Here is a 17,527-nt window from a genome sequence, read left to right as displayed (position 1 = left end):
AAGAAGCATTGCCGGGATATTGGTTTATTCTTAAAGCAAGATCCGGTTTATTTCGTAGGGAATAAGCAGCAAATAAGGAAAATTTGTTCGAGTGTCTCTAATATTCAGGAAAAACGCCACTCAGGAACTTCAGTAAATAGGTCTTGAATTTGCCGCTATTTTTCGACATCTATCGCGGAGGGCTCTCACATATCGTTTAGGTACCATGTTTCATCGACTTCCACGGTTTTTGACTGTCATCGTTGCATTGTTGGCTTTTCTGTTTCCCTCTCAATCGGTTACAGCGCACCCGCATATGTTTGTGCAGGCTCGTGCTGAGCTGATTTTTGATGATGATGGGTATTTGACACACATTCAGCACCGCTGGCTGTTTGATGACCTTTTCACGGCCTATGCGGTTCAAGGGTTGGATGCCAATAAGAATGGCCTTGTCGAGAAAAGTGAGCTGACTGAGCTGGCAAAAGCCAATGTTCTAGGTCTGGAAGAGTATGGTTACTTCACCTTTGGGGATGATAGCCAAACGGAGTTAGATTTTTCTGAGCCATTTGAACCATCTATGCAGTTAATTCAAGTGGCCTTTGATGATTACTGGCTCATTAGCGATGAGGACCGTCAGGCAATCGCTGAAGATGTTGCTGCTGGGGGGAATAAGCCGGATATGGGGCCAGTCTCTTTGGTGGAGCTTAGCTTTATGCTTCCGTTGAAAGAGAAGGTGAAAGCTGACCAGTCACTTACAATTGATGTCTACGACCCAACTTACTACATCGACTTTAAATGGGGTAAGGATGGGGGCACAATTACTTTAAATAATGCACCAGGCGAATGTTCTGTTCAGGTCATACACCCTCCAGAACTTAACGGGGAAATCGCAGCTCAGTTGGCAACGATAGGTGCCGATCAGCGAAATGTTCCAGATGATTTGAAGCGTTACACATCCGCACTGGTCAATCAGGTGGTTGTAACCTGTGACGGTATGGCGCCTGCACCAGCCTCCAACGGGAATACCAAGTTTATCTCCGAAGTCCTCCAGGAACCGGCAAATGGTGTATCCCAGAGTGCTGAGGAAGCAGTGGCAGCACTGGCGAAAGGTGGTGATCCGATATCACTGTCTAACGTTCAAGAACATGAGCGAGCTCCTGATGCGAGCCTTCGTGCGCCAGATATGAATTTCATTGAGCAAGGTATTGCGAGTATCACGCGATTGCAGAACGAGTTTTATCTTAAACTCACGAATACACTAAGGAATTTTCGCAGCAACCCATCGGCAGGTTGGCTGCTTATGCTGATCAGCTTCGCGTACGGTGTTTTTCATGCAGCCGGCCCTGGCCACGGAAAAGCAGTGATTTCATCCTATGTGATTGCGGATGAGCAGACCCTGAAGAAAGGCATTGCGCTTTCATTCGCCTCGTCCTTTGCGCAGGCTATTACAGCGATTGTGCTGATAGGAGGGGCGGGCGTTTTGTTGCACCTCACAAGCTCGGCCATTACGAGCACGGCGCGTTCGTTTGAGCTGGTCTCATGTGTGTTGGTGTTCTTACTTGGGCTCTACCTTGTTTGGCTGCGCGTAATAAAGCCATGGTTGGCAAAACGAGGTGCTTCCAACCACGTACACCCGCATCAGCACGATGCTCACGATCATGAGCATGTCGGGCATGGTGACGTGTGTTCCAGTTGCGGGCATGCTCATGCCCCGGACCCTCAGATGATCCAGAATAGCGTTTTAAGCTTCACGAGCATCTGGTCAATTATTCTGGCTGTTGGCCTGCGGCCCTGCACTGGCGCTTTAATCGTCCTTGCCTTTGCGTTCTCTCAGGGAATGGTTTGGGCAGGTGTTGCATCTACGCTCGTAATGGCGCTTGGAACAGGTATTACGGTTTCCGCTCTTGCAAGTCTGGCGGTACTTTCACGCGATGTTGCTTTGCGCGTTTGGGGGGCAGACAGCCAAGCCAACACAGTCATTTTGCGCGGCTTTGAGGTGGTTGGAGCGCTCGCAGTGCTGTTGATGGGAACTTTAATGTTGATTGCTGGTCTGAACGGTGGCGCCACGACAGGTTTGTTTTAAAGCGGCTGCGTTTGGGAGAATCGAGCGGGAATTGCCTCGAAATTCTGCCTTTGCGCAGGGTTGGGGCGGAATTTGGAAAAAAATAGCGTTATCGTTAATCCACGAGGATATGTAGAGTTGCAGGCGTTCTTGGTGACCAGAAACCCGCCTTCTTCAACCTTGCTCCGCCATTGCTTAATTGCCCAACCATGACTTGTACCTGCTTCTAAGCAACAAGGCGTGAGATAGTGCTTTTGCTGGCCGGTGCTAAATATGCGAACTCTAGAGATGAAATTGCCGCAAACGTTTGTATGGTAAGGCGTTTATAGAATATCTAGCGTTTTACCCCCCCTAAAACTCATAGGGATACGCCAGCGTAAATTAGGTTAAGAGTGTTGACTTATTAACATTGAAATAAAAGCCTATTAATCGGGCTGCGAAAGGTTGATTGCTAGCCTTAAAGTGCGGAAATTTATAAAATAATTTCGGTTGTTACGTAGCGTAGATTCCAGGTTGAGGACACCTAAAAGAGGTATGCTGAGTTGGCCGAGCTATAGCTATTTTGTCCAATATGGTGCAGATTTCCGTGTATTTTCACGTAGTTTTAGGGTTATAAGAAGTTAGAGATGTTGCTGCAGAGCCCTTAGAAAATGAGGTACATTCCTGCAGAGGCATTAAGAGATTTGACAGAAGAAGCTCTTGGGAGGAGTTTTTATGGATCGCCGTAGTTTTCTGAAAAGTGCAGGTTTGGCAGGCGCAACCGCAGGCGCAGCTACTCTTGCAGCTCCAGCACTTGCATCTGGTAAGCGCGAATTGAAAATGGTCACCACCTGGCCAAAAAACTTTCCTGGTCTTGGTACCGGCGCTCAGCGTATTGCTGATCGGATCACTGCTGCAAGTGAAGGCCAGTTGACCGTTAAGCTATTTGCTGCCGGTGAACTTGTTCCTGCATTCGAAAGCTTTGATGCTGTTTCGAACGGCACTGCTGACATGTATCATGCCGCAGATTACTACTGGCTTGGTAAGCACAAGGCATTTGGTTTCTTCACTGCTGTGCCAATGGGCATGACAGCTGCTGAGCTGGAAGCTTGGATGCACTTTGGTGGCGGTCAACAGTTGTGGGACGAACTGGCAGGTCAGTTCAACGTGAAGTCCTTCCTGGCTGGTAACACAGGCCTTCAGGCCGGTGGCTGGTTTAACAAAGAGATCAACTCGCTTGAAGACCTTAAAGGTCTGAAAATGCGTATGCCAGGTCTGGGCGGCGAAGTTCTGCGTCGTTTGGGTGCATCTGCTGTTGCGCTCCCAGGATCTGAAATCTTCCCTGCATTGCAGTCGGGTGCGATTGATGCAACCGAGTGGGTTGGTGCTTGGAACGATATGGCATTTGGCTTCTACAAAGTTGCTAAATACTACTACACTAAAGGTTTCCATGAGCCAGGTGCAGGATTGTCATTCGGCATGAACAAAGGTGTTTGGGAAAGCTTCACACCTGGCCAGCAGGAGCTGATCAGTTCTGCTTGTATGGCTGAGAACAACTACATGTTCGCTGAATACAACCATAACAACGGTGCTGCTTTGGAAACTCTGCTGACCAAGCACAACGTTCAGGTTCGTGATTTCTCCGACGAAGTCTTTGACGCAATCGGCCGTAAGGCTGAAGAGGTTGTTGCTGAAGTGGCTGAGACTGACGATCTGTCCAAGCGCATCTACGAAAGCTACATCAAGTCTCGTAAGGAAACGTCTGCATGGTCCAACCTTGCTGAACGTAACTACCTGACGGCTCGCGATCGTATTTTGGGCTAATTTTTCTTACTGCTGCACGAGCTCTCCGCATACCTTGCGGGGAGCTTTTCTTTCAAAATTTCTATTCAGGCCTTTGGGGCCCAATAATAATCCAGAGGCTTGGTTTAGACCGAGACGAAGAGGCGGGCATGCGCGCCCTAATGAACCTGATTACCTCAGTCAATAGCGGCATCGGTAAGAGCTGCGCTTGGCTGTCTTTGGGCATCGTACTTGTCCAGTTTACAGTCGTAGTGATGAGATATGTTTTCGGCATCGGCTCCATCTGGATGCAAGAATCCATCACTTATATGCACGGCTTCCTATTTATGTTGGCTGCTGCCTACACGCTGAGCGTTGACGGGCACGTGCGCGTAGATATTTTCTACCGCGATGCACGCCCACGTATCAAAGCTATGGTTGACCTGGTTGGTTCAGTCTTCTTCCTTCTTCCAATGTGTGCCGTAATTATTTACTGGTCCTGGGGGTATGTTGCGAGTTCTTGGTCAATTTGGGAAGGCTCTCAAGAAGCTTCGGGTATTCAGGGTCGCTACCTCTTAAAGAGTGCGATTATCGGGTTTGCCGTTCTTGTTGGACTTCAAGGCATAGCCATAATTATTCGAAGTGTTCTTGCTCTTGGTGGCGACAAGGACTCTCTCGACTCTTTCAAGCAGATTCAGGAGTAAACGGAGATGGATGGTATTCTTCATACTCTTGATATTTTGATGTTTGCGGTCGCCTGTATTTGTTTGATCGCAGGCTTTCCCGTTGCATTTACCCTTGCGGGTGTCGCTCTTATCTTTGCGTTGATCGCGACGTTTGTTGGTGGAAGTGTAACTCTGGGGGCAATTCCAAGCCGAATTTTCGGCACCATGTCCAACGAAACCCTGATCGCTGTTCCTCTCTTCATCTTTATGGGAGTTATGCTGGAACGTTCGAGGGTCGCTGAAGAGCTTCTGGAAACGATGGGCCGGTTGTTCGGCAAGATGCCGGGTGGTCTTGGCCTGTCTGTTACCATCGTGGGCGCTCTGCTGGCTGCCTCTACCGGTATCGTTGGCGCGACAGTGGTTACGATGGGCCTACTGTCTTTGCCCACTATGTTGCGCAATGGGTACAGCCCGCGCCTTGCCTGTGGTTCTATTGCTGCGTCGGGCACGCTTGGTCAAATCATTCCACCTTCGATCGTCCTCGTCTTTCTCGCTGATCAGCTGTCGAATGGTTACCAGATCGCACAACGTGAAATGGGTAACTTTGCGCCAGAGCCATTTTCCGTTGGTGATTTGTTCGCAGGTGCGCTGATTCCTGGCCTTGCTCTTGTCGGGCTATACATTGTGTACCAGCTGTTTGTTGCGTTTACACAGCCGCATAAAGCGCCGCCGATGCGCGATAACGGGTCTGCTGGTCCAACAATGAGCCAAATCCTGCACGCTCTGGTTCCGCCGATTGCGCTTATCATTGCAGTGCTTGGCTCAATCCTGTTTGGTATTGCCACTCCAACGGAAGCTGCTGCGGTTGGCGCTGTAGGTGCGTTGTTGCTGGCGGGTTACCGCATGAATGAGCAGAAGCCTTGGCCTGTGTACCTCGCGGTGCTCTCACTTGTCGTTATGCTTAGTTTGACAAGCCTAATGGATTTGCGGGTTGCACGTAGTGTGATCCCGACTGGTGACATGATTGGCATCTGGGCTGCTGGAATTTCCTGCGCGGTGCTGGCCTACGGTTTATTGGTTTCGTTGTACCGGGTGTTTGCAAAAGACGTACTGGTGCCTGTGATGCGATCCACGACACAGATCACGTGTATGGTGTTTGTGATCCTGATCGGTGCAACATTCTTCTCGCTGATCTTCCGTGATCTGGGTGGTGAAGAGCTTGTTCGGGATGCTTTGACCGGTATGCCGGGCGGTGCCATGGGTGCTGTGATCGCAGTGATGCTCGTCATGTTCGTTCTTGGCTTCTTCCTGGACTTCTTAGAGATCGTGTTTGTGGTGGTTCCTCTTGTTGCGCCAATCCTGCTTCAATTGGAGATGCCAAACGGTGAGCCGATGAGTCCTGCTTGGCTTGGTGTTATGATGGCGGTCAACTTGCAGACTTCGTTCCTGACACCTCCGTTCGGCTTTGCGCTGTTCTACCTGCGCGGTGTGGCTCCGCCGACTGTGAAGACCTCAGACATCTACCTGGGCATCATTCCGTTTGTGCTCATTCAGGTGCTGATGCTGGTGATCCTTTGGTACCTTCCGGATCTTGCTACCTGGTTGCCAAAAGTGATCTATGGCTAAAGTATTAATAGATTAGTATTTGTAAGGGGCGCGAGTATTCGCGCCCTTTTTTATTGCAGTGCTAATAGTCAAAAGTAGTGATTCTTTTTTGCCTTAGTCCAATGATCTATAAAAGGGAATGGGAACTAGATCTAAAGTATTGCGACTTGGTTTAACTCGTGTATTTCGCTTATGCGTGCTAAATATAGTTCATGTATACCTTAGTATAGACAATTTTAAATGTAACTCGTTGAAATATCACATTATTGCACTGCACAATGCCGTTTAGTTGTGCTTCCTCTCGAATAAAACCAATTAAAAAAGCTCCAGTATCTTGCTAGAACTTTGTTTAGGGAGGAACTCGTAGGTTAAGCACTTGCGGGGCGGGGATCTTAGTCTTTCGTATTTCCTCAGAGTAAACATGCAGACCAAAGGCACTTGATGGCCTTTGGTGAGAGGTGATTCAAAGATGCAGGTGCCTCCGTCAGTGGGTATGGATACATTTCCGCAGTTGCTTATTCGGAATGCGCGGGATTGGGGGGAACGACCCGCGTATCGTGAAAAAGATCTTGGGATCTGGCAGAGCTGGACCTGGCTTCAGGTCTTTGAGGAAGTGCGCAAACTTTCACTTGGGTTGAAAAGCTTGGGTTGTAAAGAAGGTGATAAAGTTGCGGTGGTTGGTGCAAACCGCCCGCACCTTTATTGGGTGTTTGCCGCAGTGCAGGCTTTAGGCGGTGTACCGGTTCCGGTTTATGCGGATTCCGTTGCAGAAGAAATTGCGTATGTGCTCGGTCATGCAGATGTGCGCTTTGCAGTTGTTGAGGACCAAGAGCAAGTCGATAAGCTGCTTGACATGTCAGAAAAGCTGCCGAACCTTGAGCACATCATTTATGAAGAGGCGAAAGGGCTTCGGGATTATGATCCAACTTACCTCCATAGCTATCTAAGCGTTCAAGAAGCCGGTCAGGCTTTGCTTGATAATGATGAGAAGCTGGATGGTGAGTGGATTGAAGGCCTTAAGAAGGGCAAACGCGAAGACGTCGCAGTGATCCTTTACACATCAGGCACCACAGGCCGTCCTAAAGGCGTGATGCTGACGTTTAACAACCTTCTTGTCTCCGTTCAAAATGCGAACAAATTCGATAAGCTGGATGAGAACGCGGACACGGTCGCTTATCTGCCGATGGCCTGGGTTGGTGATCATGTCTTCTCATATGCGCAGTGTTTTACAGCAGGCTACTGCGTGAACTGTCCTGAGGGACCGGAAACTGTCTCTATCGATCGTAAAGAGATCGCACCGACTTACATGTTTGCGCCGCCTCGCGTGTTTGAGGGAATGCTGACGCACATCATGGTTCGCATGGAAGATGCGGGCAAGATGAAGAAAGTGCTGTTTGATTATTTCCTAGGTTACGCGAACCAGGTTGGCGAGCGCATCTTGAACGGGGAGAAAGTCTCTTTGTTCGAGCGAGTGAAATATGCAGTTGGCGAGTTCTGCGTTTATGGGCCGCTTAAGAACGAGATGGGTTTTTCTCGTGTGCGCGTGGCTTATACCGCTGGCGAGGCGATTGGGCCGGAGATCTTCAAGTTCTATCGCTCAATTGGCCTGAACCTGAAGCAGCTTTATGGGCAAACTGAATCCTCTGTGTTCATTACTTCGCAACCGGACGGGCAGATCCATGCTGATACTGTTGGCCTTCCTATGGAAGATGTTGAGGTGAAAATCGCTGAGAGTGGCGAAGTTATGTATCGTTCACCAGGTGCCTTCCTTGGGTACTATAAGAACGATGAAGCCACGAAAGACACCAAAACCGAAGATGGTTGGGTGCATACAGGTGATGCCGGGATGTTCCTGGAAAATGGTCACCTAAAGATCATTGATCGTGCGAAGGATGTGGGCAAGCTCAATGATGGTTCCATGTTTGCGCCGAAATACATTGAAAACAAGCTGAAGTTCTTCCCGAACATTAAAGAGGCTGTGACCTTTGGGAACGAGAAGGACTATGCGTGTGCCTTTGTAAATATCGACTTGATTGCGGTGGGCAACTGGGCGGAGCGCAACAACATTGCGTATGCTTCCTACCAGGAGCTGGCAGCACATCCTGAGGTGTACAAGACGATTCAGAGCCACGTTGATCAGGTCAACAAAGACCTTGCAGCAGAACCAATGATGGCTGGTGCGCAGATCAAGCGCTTCCTTGTCCTACACAAAGAGCTAGACCCGGATGATGGCGAGCTTACGCGTACTCAAAAAGTCCGTCGTAACTTTGTTGCTGATCGTTATGCACCTTTGATTGAGGCTTTTTATACAGGTGAGACTTCGAAGCATGTTGTGACTGAAGTGACCTTTGAAGATGGTCGTCAGGGAACGATTGAGGCCACTGTCGAGATCCGGGACATGGACACGTATTCGACCAAATCAATGTCCGCGATTGGGGAGGCGGCAGAATGACTGTGATGGAGCAAACGCTCGAAGAGGCCAAAAAGAAGGCCGAGGAGCGCGAGGTTCTGTTGGATCTTGAGAACGTTTCTCTCTCTTTTGGTGGTGTTAAGGCAATCACGAATATCTCCTTTAACGTCAAAAAAGGTGAAATTCGCGCGATTATTGGTCCCAACGGAGCTGGTAAAACATCCATGCTCAACGTGATCAACGGGTTCTACCAGCCGCAGGAAGGTGTGATCACCTTTAATGGCAAGAAGCGTAAATCCATGAAGCCACATCTTGCAGTGGACCAGGGAATTGCGCGGACATTCCAGAATGTTGCGTTGTTTAAGGGCATGTCTACGCTCGACAACATTATGGCAGGCCGTGCGACCCGCATGAAGCAGAGCATGTTTTGGCAGATGCTTTACTGGGGGCCTGCTCGTCAGGAAGAAATCGAGCACCGCAAGAAGGTTGAGGAAATTATCGACTTTCTTGAGATCCAGCACATTCGCCGCACACCGGTGGGCACCTTGCCTTACGGTTTGCAAAAGCGTGTAGAGCTGGCGCGTGCGCTTGCGATGGAACCAGAACTGCTGCTGCTTGATGAGCCGATGGCGGGGATGAACCTGGAAGAAAAAGAGGACATGAGCCGCTTCATTCTTGATGTGAATGATCAGCTCGGCACCACTATCGCGCTCATTGAGCACGACATGGGTGTTGTGATGGACCTGTCCGACCGCGTTGTTGTTTTGGATTACGGGCGCAAAATCGCTGATGGCGTGCCTGAAGAAGTGCAAAGCAATCAAGAAGTTATAGATGCCTATTTGGGCCTCTCGCATTAGGGGCGATCCATGGAAACGCTTTATTCAGTATTTATCGATCCATTCGTTCAGATGGGCCAAATGCCTGACTTTTTTATGCAGGTATTGTGGGAAGGCCTTGTCTCCGGTGTCCTGTATGCTTTGATCGCGCTTGGATTTGTGTTGATCTTTAAGTCTTCGCGCATCTTCAACTTCGCTCAGGGTATTATGGTGGTGTTCGCCGCTTTGTCACTCGTGGGCTTACATGGCTTCCTGATGCCTGTTGTTGGAAATGAGTTTGTGGCTGCTGCAATCGCAATGCCGCTGACACTTGGCATTATGTACGCCCTTGCTATGAGTGTGGAGCGTGTTGTTCTGCGTCCGCTTGTTGGCCAGCCAGACATCATCTTGTTCATGGCGACTATCGGTATCACAATGTTCCTCATCGGGTTTGGTGAGTTTGTGTTTGGTGGCGAGAACAAGGTGATGATCACCGAGGCACTTGGTATTCCAACCGGCGCGATTGAATTTGAACCATTTGGCGGCTTCCTGCTGCTTGAAGAAAAAGATGTCTTCGCAGTCGTGATGGCGATCGTACTTGTTGTCAGCTTGCTGGTGTTCTTAAACAAGTCTGCCATGGGCCGCGCAATCCGTGCGCTGGGTGATGATCACCAGGCGGCGCTTTCAGTCGGTATTTCTCTCAGCACAATTTGGGTTCTGGTCTGGTTTATCGCCGGTGTGATTGCTCTTGCGACCGGGATTGTCTGGGGGGCTCGTGCCGGGGTCTCCTTCGCTTTGGAAGTGATCGCTTACAAAGCCCTGCCAGTTCTTATGCTTGGCGGTCTGGAGTCAGTATCAGGTGCGATTATTGGTGGCATCGCGATTGGGCTCTTGGAGAAACTCTTCGAAATTTATTGGGGTCAACCTTTGTTCGGTGGAAACACTGAAACCTGGTTCGCCTTCATCTTTGCTCTGATTGTTCTGCTGTTCCGTCCGCAAGGACTGTTCGGTGAGAAAATCATCGAGCGCGTATAAGGGAGGCCTGCCGTGTTTTACAGAACCTCTGGTCAATTTAAAACGACCTATGAAAGCGATCAGGCGCTGTTCCCGATTAAGCAGGATATGATCCTGCTGGCCGTGATCCTTGCAGCTATGTATGTGGTGTTTCCGATGTTCGCATCTGAATTCACCTTTAAAGCCCTGCTGGTGCCGGTGCTGATCTACTCTTTGGCTTCTCTAGGCCTCAACATTCTTACCGGTTTTGCTGGCCAGCTTTCGCTGGGTACTGCTGGCTTCATGGGTGTTGGTGCTTACGCTTGCTATAAGATTACATCGATTTTCCCTGAGATGAACGTCGTTGTTGCGCTATTCCTGTCTGGTTTCTTTTCAGCTGCTGTTGGTGTGGCGTTTGGCTTGCCATCGCTGCGGATTAAAGGCTTTTACCTTGCGATTGCGACACTTGCCTCGCAATTCTTCCTGGTATGGCTTTTTGAGAAGTGGGCTTGGCTTTACAATTACAATGCCTCAGGTGCGATTGAAGTGCGTACCATGGACATCTTTGGCCTTGTTGTAACCGGGCCAAATGCATCTCCTGTCGTTCAATATTACTTCGTTCTCGGCATTGTCTCTGTCGTGACGTTTGCCATGATCAATCTGACACGCGGTCGCTATGGCCGTACGTGGAAGGCTGTTCGAGACATGGACATTGCAGCGGAGCTAGTTGGCATCAACCTGATGCGTGCGAAGTTGAGCGCATTTGCTGTGAGCTCATATATCGTGGGTATTGCAGGTGCGTTGATGGTGTTCTTTTGGAAGGGGGCTGCTGAGCCAAACCTCTTTGACATTCCGATGAGTTTCCAGATTGTATTTATCGCGATCATTGGTGGTCTTGGTAGTGTCATGGGTAACTTCCTGGGTGCGATCTTAATTGTTGCGTTGCCGGTTGTTTTGAACCTGCTGCCTGGGATGCTGGGATTAAATATTGGTTCGGCCACCATGGAACACGTCAACGTTATGGTTGTCGGTTCACTCATCATTCTTTTCTTGATTGTCGAGCCTCACGGTCTTGCGCGGTTCTGGGCGCTAATTCGTGAAAAGCTCATCATTTGGCCATTCCCTCACTAATAAAGAGCTGCGTTTAGCAGCTGGGGAATAGTGGAAATGGCCCGCGGCACTTGCCGCAAAAGTGGAGGAAAATATGAAGCAATTTACGAATTTCAGTAGGGCGGTTGCCGCTGGTGCTCTTGCCGTTGCTATGAGCACAGCTGCGATGGCTTCTGACAGCCTGAACTTTCCTAACCTGACCTACCGTACTGGTCCGTTCGCTGGCACTGGGACGCCAATCATGAACGGTCAGCGCGACTACATGCTTATGCTGAATGCACGAGATGGCGGTATCGGTGGTATGCCAGTCAATTACATTGAGTGTGAAACTGGCTACAACACCAACAAGGGTGTTGAGTGTTATGAGAAGACGAAGGGAGACGCTCTTGTAACTCAGCCATGGTCTACCGGCATCACATTGCAGGTTTTGCCGCGTACAAACGTTGACCGTATCCCTATTCTTGCTCCAGGCTACGGCTCATCGCCCATGTCTGACGGCAATACATTTGCTTGGGCGTATAACCCGCCAGTATCTTACTGGGACGGCGCTTACATGATCCTGGACCACATTGGTGGTGGTGACATGTCAACGCTGAAGGGTAAGAAAATTGCGTTGCTGCATCTTGATCACCCATTTGGTAAAGAGCCAATTCCACTTCTTGAAAAGCTCTCTGAACTGCATGGTTTTGAACTTCTTACAATCCCAGTTGGTTTGAAAGAAATGCAGAACCAGTCTTCACAGTGGCTTCAAATTCGTCGCGAGCGTCCTGATAACGTCGTGATGTGGGGCTGGGGTGCAATGAACGCCGGAGCTATCACCGAAGCAGTTAAGACACGCTACCCAATGGATCAGTTCGTTGGTATCTGGTGGTCTGGTTCTGATGCTGACCTGCAAAATGTTGGCGCAAAAGCAAAGGGCTACAAGTCAATCAGCTTCAATGCCCCAGGCAACTTCCCTGTTCTTGACGATATCCGCGAGCATGTTTTTTCTAAAGGTGACTCGCATATCAAATCTGAAAATGACATGGACACCATCTTCTACCAGCGCGGAATCGTCATTTCGATGATCCTGGCCGAAGCTGCAAAAACTGCGCAGGATAACTTTGGTGAGAAGGGCATTAGTGCTGAACAGCTGCGTTGGGGACTTGAGAACCTGAATATTACCGATGCTCGTCTCGAAGAGCTTGGTATGGCTGGTATGACACCACCATTGAAGACATCATGCGATGATCACACCGGGCACTCAGGTGCATGGATGCTGGAGTGGAATGGCGAAGAGTTTGTGAAAGCAAGCGATCTGCTGGTTCCAAGCCGTGAGCTTATCAAGCCACTGGAAGAAGAAAAGTCGGCTGAATACGCACAAAACAACGCTCCATGGCCTGGTCGTGGCGACCTTGCTTGTAACTAAGCTTTGTTTGATGTGGCCGGGCGCGTTGGTGCCCGGTCCACTCTAATTTCTCCATTTAAACGGAATGTTCGCAGGCTAAGGCTGATCTCATGAGCACAATTGCTGAACCAACAACAAATTCCCAGGTGCCTGCTGTTAACTTGCAGGTTGCTGAAGATATTTTGTCCATCAACAATATCGAAGTCATCTATGACCACGTGGTTCTGGTTCTCAAAGGTGTGTCTTTGAATGTTCCCAAAGGCGGGATTGTTGCCCTGCTTGGGGCAAATGGTGCTGGCAAAACAACAACCTTGAAGGCGATCTCCAATCTGCTGCAGGCAGAACGCGGGGAAGTGACCAAGGGAAATATTATTTTTCAGGGCAAAGAGGTTCAGGCTCTTTCTCCGAACGATCTTGTCCGTCGCGGATGTATTCAGGTGATGGAAGGGCGTCACTGTTTCGGTCACCTTTCTATTGAAGATAACCTAATGACCGGTGCTTACACACGCAAAGATGGGTCCGCTGCGGTCAAGCGGGATTTGGAAATGGTATACGACTACTTTCCACGTTTGCGTGAACGTCGCGGGTCTCAGGCTGGTTATACCTCCGGTGGTGAGCAGCAGATGTGTGCTGTTGGACGTGCGTTGATGAGCCGCCCAAAAATGATCTTGCTGGATGAACCCTCCATGGGTCTTGCGCCCCAGCTCGTTGAAGAGATCTTTGAGATTGTTAAAAAGCTGAACAAGAATGAAGGCGTGTCGTTCTTGCTCGCTGAGCAAAATACCAACGTTGCTTTGAAATACGCGACTTATGGTTACATCATGGAAGCCGGGCGTATTGTGCTCGACGGAGATGCTGCATCTTTACGTGAGAACGAAGATGTGAAGGAATTCTACCTTGGTGTTGGCGGTGAAGGCCGTAAATCGTTCCGCGATGGGAAACACTACAAGCGCCGAAAACGCTGGCTGGCCTAAGCGAAAACCGACTTCCCCTCAAAACATAGGGGTTAACTGTCACAGGAAGTAAATGTATCTGGTTTTAAATAATCTGTACGCTGCTTATTGCTGCAAAGAAGGTTTTGGAGGACCAAATGCATATACTTTCTAAAGTTATTGTAGGGGCCGCGCTGTGGGGCGTGGCCTCTGTTTTGCCAGCGTCTTCACAAGTTCAGCTGGAGGGCTATTTTCTTGCTGAAGAAGCCTGTCCAGCCTTTCAGTCGTTTAATAAGCAAACAAACCCAGGAAATGTTCACGTTGAGCGAATGCGCGCTTATGAGCTGCTTGGGAAAAACAAGGCAAATGCGAGTCATTATTTTATTCGTATGAACGGCGTTGTGCCAAGCGAACGATGGGTTGAGGTTACTTGTGGTCGTCATCTGACCGACGCTGAGAGCGGTCAAGTTGCGGGAGGCCAACAGCCACCCAAAACCAAGGTGGTTCGCCCTGCTTTTGAGGGGCCATCAAGAGATGCCGACTTTGTGCTTGCAGCGAGCTGGCAACCAGCATTTTGCCAGAGTCACCGCGATGTGGATGAATGTGTCACGCAGGGGGCTGATCGGTTTGATGCCAAAAACTTTGCGCTTCATGGTCTTTGGCCGCAGCCGCGCGGAAATTTTTGGTGTGGGGTGTCTCCCAAGGAGAAAGAACTTGCAGAGCGCCGTTCAACACGCGGACAGTTGCCTGGTTTGGCTCTAGATAATGAGACACGTGAGGAGCTGAATAAGGTTATGCCGGGTACTCAGTCATTCCTGGATCGATATGAATGGGTGAAGCATGGCACGTGTTACAGCGATAAACCAGAGGAATACTATCGGGAATCTCTCGATCTCATGAACCAACTTAACACTTCTGCAGTGCAAGATTTGTTTGCGGCGCACATTGGCAATGAATTGACAGTTTCGCAGGTCCGGGCTGCTTTTGACAGATCATTTGGTGCAGGTGCTGGCGACCGTGTGGGAGTGAGTTGTAAGGGTGGGTTGATCACTGAACTTTATTTGAACCTGAAAGGTCGGATCGAAGAAGGTAGTTCTATGAGTGATTTGCTTCTGGCAGGTCAACCAACGAACTCCAACTGTCAAGGCAATGTGGGGCGCGTTGATGATGTCGGATTTGCTCGCTAACCGTTGAATTTTTTAAAGAAATGAGTAGAGGGGCGGCAGGGCCTCTCAGATAGATATGTCGAGAATATTCCCGCGGGAGGGGCTTCTATGGGTACTAAATTTTTTGATGAGTTGGAGATCCGTCCGCCAGGGGAACGCGAAGCTGACTTAGTGGCTCGTTTGCCTGCGCAAATTGCAATGGCGAAAAAGGAAGCGTCAGGCTGGTCTAAGCACTTGGCAGGCATTGACCCTGCCCAGATTACCAGCCGTGAAGCGCTCGCAAAGCTTCCCGTACTGCGTAAGGCCGACCTGATGGCTGCTCAGTCTGAAGAACCTCCGCTGGGTGGGTTTGCTGCGGGTGATTTTTCAACCTACAAACGTATCTTCATGTCTCCTGGGCCGATCTGGGAACCTCAGGGACCGGAAGCAGATCCATGGAAATCAGCGCGTAGTTTTCATGCGGTTGGCATTCGTCCAGGGGATATCGTTCACAACGCACTGTCCTACCATATGACGCCGGGTGGCTTTATTCTGGATCAGGGGGCACGGGCCTATGGCTGCGTGGTCTTTCCCGCAGGAATTGGCAATACCGACTTGCAGGTTTCTGCCATTTCTAGCCTGCGACCTAGGGCCTACGCCGGTACGCCAGATTATTTGAAAGTGATCCTGGACCGTGCTGATGAGCTGGGTGCGGACGTTAGCTCTATCACGCGTGGGCTTGTGTCCGGCGGCGCTTTGTATCCTTCCCTGCGTGAGGAATACGCTAAGCGCGGCGTCAAGGTTTTGCAAAGCTACGCAACTGCTGACCTTGGCATTGTGGCTTATGAGAGTGAAGCCATGGAAGGGCTCATCGCTAACGAAGATTTCATTATCGAGATTGTGCGTCCTGGTACCGGAGAACCGGTTGCGGAAGGCGAAGTGGGGGAATTGGTTGTGACATCTTTCTCTCCAACATATCCGTTGATCCGCTTTGCAACAGGTGATCTATCTGCTGTTTTACCAGGCACCTCTCCTTGTGGGCGTACAAATATGCGCCTGAAAGGCTGGATGGGTCGTGCAGACCAACGCACCAAGGTGAAAGGTATGTTTGTCGACCCTGCGCAAATCGATCGCCTGCGCAAACAGGCTGGTGATGATGTCAGACGCGCGCGTCTTTCCGTTGTGCGCAAAGGCGAGCAGGATCATATGATCCTCAAAGTGGAAACAGAAGCTGCGAGTGATGACTTCATTGCTGCGTTGAAGACATATTTGAAAGAACACACAGGGCTTTCTGGTGAGGTGGAGTTGGTTGCTCCTGATAGCTTGCCGAACGATGGTAAAGTGATTTCTGACGAGCGTGAGCTGAGCGTTTAGGCTGATTTCACACAAAGCGATTGTAGAAATGCCAACCTGCGTTTGTGGGTTGGCATTTTTCTGTTCTGGTTAGTTTCACGGTAATAAGCCTAAAATCGAAGGGATTGTCCTTGGCGTAGGCGCTTGGAAACTCTATTTAGCAAAGGAATTGGATCTGATGCGCATAGAGGTCTCATGAACCAGAGTACAAGCGACCACATCACTAAGCCGGAGGGTCACCCTCCTGTCTCACACGGAAAGCTCGGAGTTCTTCTTGTAAATCTGGGGACACCGGATGGGACTGATTACTGGTCAATGCGACGTTACTTGGCTGAGTTCCTCTCAGACCGACGTGTAATTGAATGGTCTCGTTTTCTTTGGCTGCCGATTCTTCATGGCATTGTGTTGAATAAGCGTCCGCAAAAGTCTGGTGCTGCCTATCAAGAGATCTGGAATACCGAGCTGGATGAGAGCCCACTGCGTACGATTACGAGGAGCCAATCAGATCAGCTGTCAGGTACCCTGTCGGACCTTGGTGAGCATGTGGTGGTCGATTGGGCGATGCGCTATGGCAACCCTTCTATCTCCAGTCGTCTTGATGCTCTAAAGGAACAAGGATGTGAGCGTATCCTCGTGTTTCCTTTATATCCGCAGTATTCTGCATCAACCACAGCAACTGTGAATGATGAGGTTTTCCGGTCGCTCTTGAAAATGCGCTGGCAACCGACGATCCGTATCGTCCCGCCGTACCATGACGACGATACATATATTTCGTCATTGGCGTCATCGATCACGACAAAGCTTGCTGAGCTGGATGATGAGCCTGAGGTGGTTCTTGCATCCTTTCATGGCATTCCGCAAAGCTATTTTGACAAGGGCGATCCATATTATTGCCATTGTCAGAAAACAGCTCGGTTGCTGCGCGAAAAACTGGGGTGGGATGAGAATAGGTTTCAAATCACTTTCCAGTCTCGCTTTGGGCCTGAAGAATGGTTACAGCCCTATACCGATAAGACCATCGAGAAATTAGCGAAACAGGGCGTTAAACGTATTGCAGTTCTGAACCCTGGATTTGTTGCAGATTGTCTTGAAACCCTGGAAGAAATTGCTGGGGAGGCTGCGGAGATTTTCAAGGAAAACGGCGGCGAGCAATTTACGCATATTCCATGCCTTAATGACACTACAGAAGGCATGGCAGTTCTTGAAAGTGTGGTTCGCCGCGAGCTTCAAGGCTGGGTTTAAAAACTAAACGCGTATCAAGCAATTAAAGAAGAGCATCAGTTTCTTTTGGGAAGGGGTGCTCTTTGGTA

The 17,527-nt window shown here is 49.7% G+C and carries 13 protein-coding genes; all 13 read left to right on the top strand.

Features of this window, described 5'->3' with window-relative positions; genetic code table 11:
- The first annotated feature begins 205 nt into the window (after nt 1–205).
- The 13 genes from BMZ51_RS16025 to hemH all read left to right on the top strand — a co-directional run bounded on the left by BMZ51_RS16025 (nt 206) and on the right by hemH (nt 17,459).
- Nucleotides 206–2,062, top strand: a complete 1,857-nt coding sequence (locus BMZ51_RS16025) for a HoxN/HupN/NixA family nickel/cobalt transporter (protein ID WP_068003831.1) — start codon at nt 206–208, stop codon at nt 2,060–2,062.
- Between the two features lie 693 nt (nt 2,063–2,755).
- Entirely contained in the window at nt 2,756–3,844 is a 1,089-nt protein-coding gene (locus tag BMZ51_RS16020) for a TRAP transporter substrate-binding protein (RefSeq protein ID WP_068003834.1), read from the top strand.
- Between the two features lie 128 nt (nt 3,845–3,972).
- Entirely contained in the window at nt 3,973–4,506 is a 534-nt protein-coding gene (locus BMZ51_RS16015; RefSeq protein WP_068003836.1) for a TRAP transporter small permease subunit, read from the top strand.
- Nucleotides 4,507–4,512: 6 nt separating this feature from the next.
- The gene (locus BMZ51_RS16010; protein ID WP_068003839.1) at nt 4,513–6,093 is read left to right on the top strand and encodes a TRAP transporter large permease; all 1,581 of its coding nucleotides are present in this window, start codon (nt 4,513–4,515) and stop codon (nt 6,091–6,093) included.
- Nucleotides 6,094–6,541: 448 nt separating this feature from the next.
- Nucleotides 6,542–8,524 (top strand): AMP-dependent synthetase/ligase, encoded by a 1,983-nt coding sequence (locus BMZ51_RS16005; RefSeq protein WP_175485038.1) that lies wholly within the window; start codon nt 6,542–6,544, stop codon nt 8,522–8,524.
- Nucleotides 8,525–8,529: 5 nt separating this feature from the next.
- A complete protein-coding gene (locus tag BMZ51_RS16000) occupies nt 8,530–9,339 on the top strand; it encodes an ABC transporter ATP-binding protein (protein ID WP_420848468.1) in 810 nt (269 codons plus the stop codon).
- A gap of 9 nt (nt 9,340–9,348) precedes the next feature.
- A complete protein-coding gene (locus BMZ51_RS15995; RefSeq protein ID WP_068003844.1) occupies nt 9,349–10,332 on the top strand; it encodes a branched-chain amino acid ABC transporter permease in 984 nt (327 codons plus the stop codon).
- Nucleotides 10,333–10,344: 12 nt separating this feature from the next.
- Nucleotides 10,345–11,421: a branched-chain amino acid ABC transporter permease gene (locus tag BMZ51_RS15990; protein ID WP_068003855.1), complete on the top strand. Its 1,077-nt coding sequence runs from the start codon at nt 10,345–10,347 to the stop codon at nt 11,419–11,421.
- Nucleotides 11,422–11,494: 73 nt separating this feature from the next.
- A complete protein-coding gene (locus tag BMZ51_RS15985; RefSeq protein WP_068003860.1) occupies nt 11,495–12,808 on the top strand; it encodes an ABC transporter substrate-binding protein in 1,314 nt (437 codons plus the stop codon).
- An 89-nt stretch (nt 12,809–12,897) separates the two neighbouring features.
- Complete coding sequence (locus tag BMZ51_RS15980) at nt 12,898–13,761, top strand: ABC transporter ATP-binding protein (protein ID WP_068003864.1); 864 nt, start codon at nt 12,898–12,900, stop codon at nt 13,759–13,761.
- A 116-nt stretch (nt 13,762–13,877) separates the two neighbouring features.
- On the top strand, nt 13,878–14,906 hold the full coding sequence (locus BMZ51_RS15975; RefSeq protein WP_068003866.1) for a ribonuclease T2 family protein: 1,029 nt from the start codon (nt 13,878–13,880) through the stop codon (nt 14,904–14,906).
- 87 nt (nt 14,907–14,993) lie between these two features.
- Nucleotides 14,994–16,238, top strand: coding sequence for a phenylacetate--CoA ligase family protein (locus tag BMZ51_RS15970; protein ID WP_068003868.1), 1,245 nt, complete (start codon nt 14,994–14,996; stop codon nt 16,236–16,238).
- Nucleotides 16,239–16,412: 174 nt separating this feature from the next.
- Nucleotides 16,413–17,459, top strand: coding sequence for a ferrochelatase (gene hemH / locus BMZ51_RS15965; RefSeq protein WP_068003870.1), 1,047 nt, complete (start codon nt 16,413–16,415; stop codon nt 17,457–17,459).
- The last annotated feature ends 68 nt before the right edge of the window (nt 17,460–17,527 follow it).

Source organism: Pseudovibrio axinellae, assembly GCF_900110875.1.
GTDB lineage: Bacteria > Pseudomonadota > Alphaproteobacteria > Rhizobiales > Stappiaceae > Pseudovibrio > Pseudovibrio axinellae.
Note: the sequence above shows the minus strand (reverse complement) of the source record. Positions and strands in the feature narration are given on the sequence as shown.

Excerpts from the sequence above, each read along its gene's own strand:
- BMZ51_RS16025 (WP_068003831.1), top strand. The coding sequence starts at position 206 with ATGTTTCATCGACTTCCACGGTTTTTGACTGTCATCGTTGCATTGTTG.
- BMZ51_RS16020 (WP_068003834.1), top strand. The coding sequence starts at position 2,756 with ATGGATCGCCGTAGTTTTCTGAAAAGTGCAGGTTTGGCAGGCGCAACC.
- BMZ51_RS16015 (WP_068003836.1), top strand. The coding sequence starts at position 3,973 with ATGCGCGCCCTAATGAACCTGATTACCTCAGTCAATAGCGGCATCGGT.
- BMZ51_RS16010 (WP_068003839.1), top strand. The coding sequence starts at position 4,513 with ATGGATGGTATTCTTCATACTCTTGATATTTTGATGTTTGCGGTCGCC.
- BMZ51_RS16005 (WP_175485038.1), top strand. The coding sequence starts at position 6,542 with ATGCAGGTGCCTCCGTCAGTGGGTATGGATACATTTCCGCAGTTGCTT.
- BMZ51_RS16000 (WP_420848468.1), top strand. The coding sequence starts at position 8,530 with ATGGAGCAAACGCTCGAAGAGGCCAAAAAGAAGGCCGAGGAGCGCGAG.
- BMZ51_RS15995 (WP_068003844.1), top strand. The coding sequence starts at position 9,349 with ATGGAAACGCTTTATTCAGTATTTATCGATCCATTCGTTCAGATGGGC.
- BMZ51_RS15985 (WP_068003860.1), top strand. The coding sequence starts at position 11,495 with ATGAAGCAATTTACGAATTTCAGTAGGGCGGTTGCCGCTGGTGCTCTT.
- BMZ51_RS15980 (WP_068003864.1), top strand. The coding sequence starts at position 12,898 with ATGAGCACAATTGCTGAACCAACAACAAATTCCCAGGTGCCTGCTGTT.
- BMZ51_RS15975 (WP_068003866.1), top strand. The coding sequence starts at position 13,878 with ATGCATATACTTTCTAAAGTTATTGTAGGGGCCGCGCTGTGGGGCGTG.
- BMZ51_RS15970 (WP_068003868.1), top strand. The coding sequence starts at position 14,994 with ATGGGTACTAAATTTTTTGATGAGTTGGAGATCCGTCCGCCAGGGGAA.
- hemH (WP_068003870.1), top strand. The coding sequence starts at position 16,413 with ATGAACCAGAGTACAAGCGACCACATCACTAAGCCGGAGGGTCACCCT.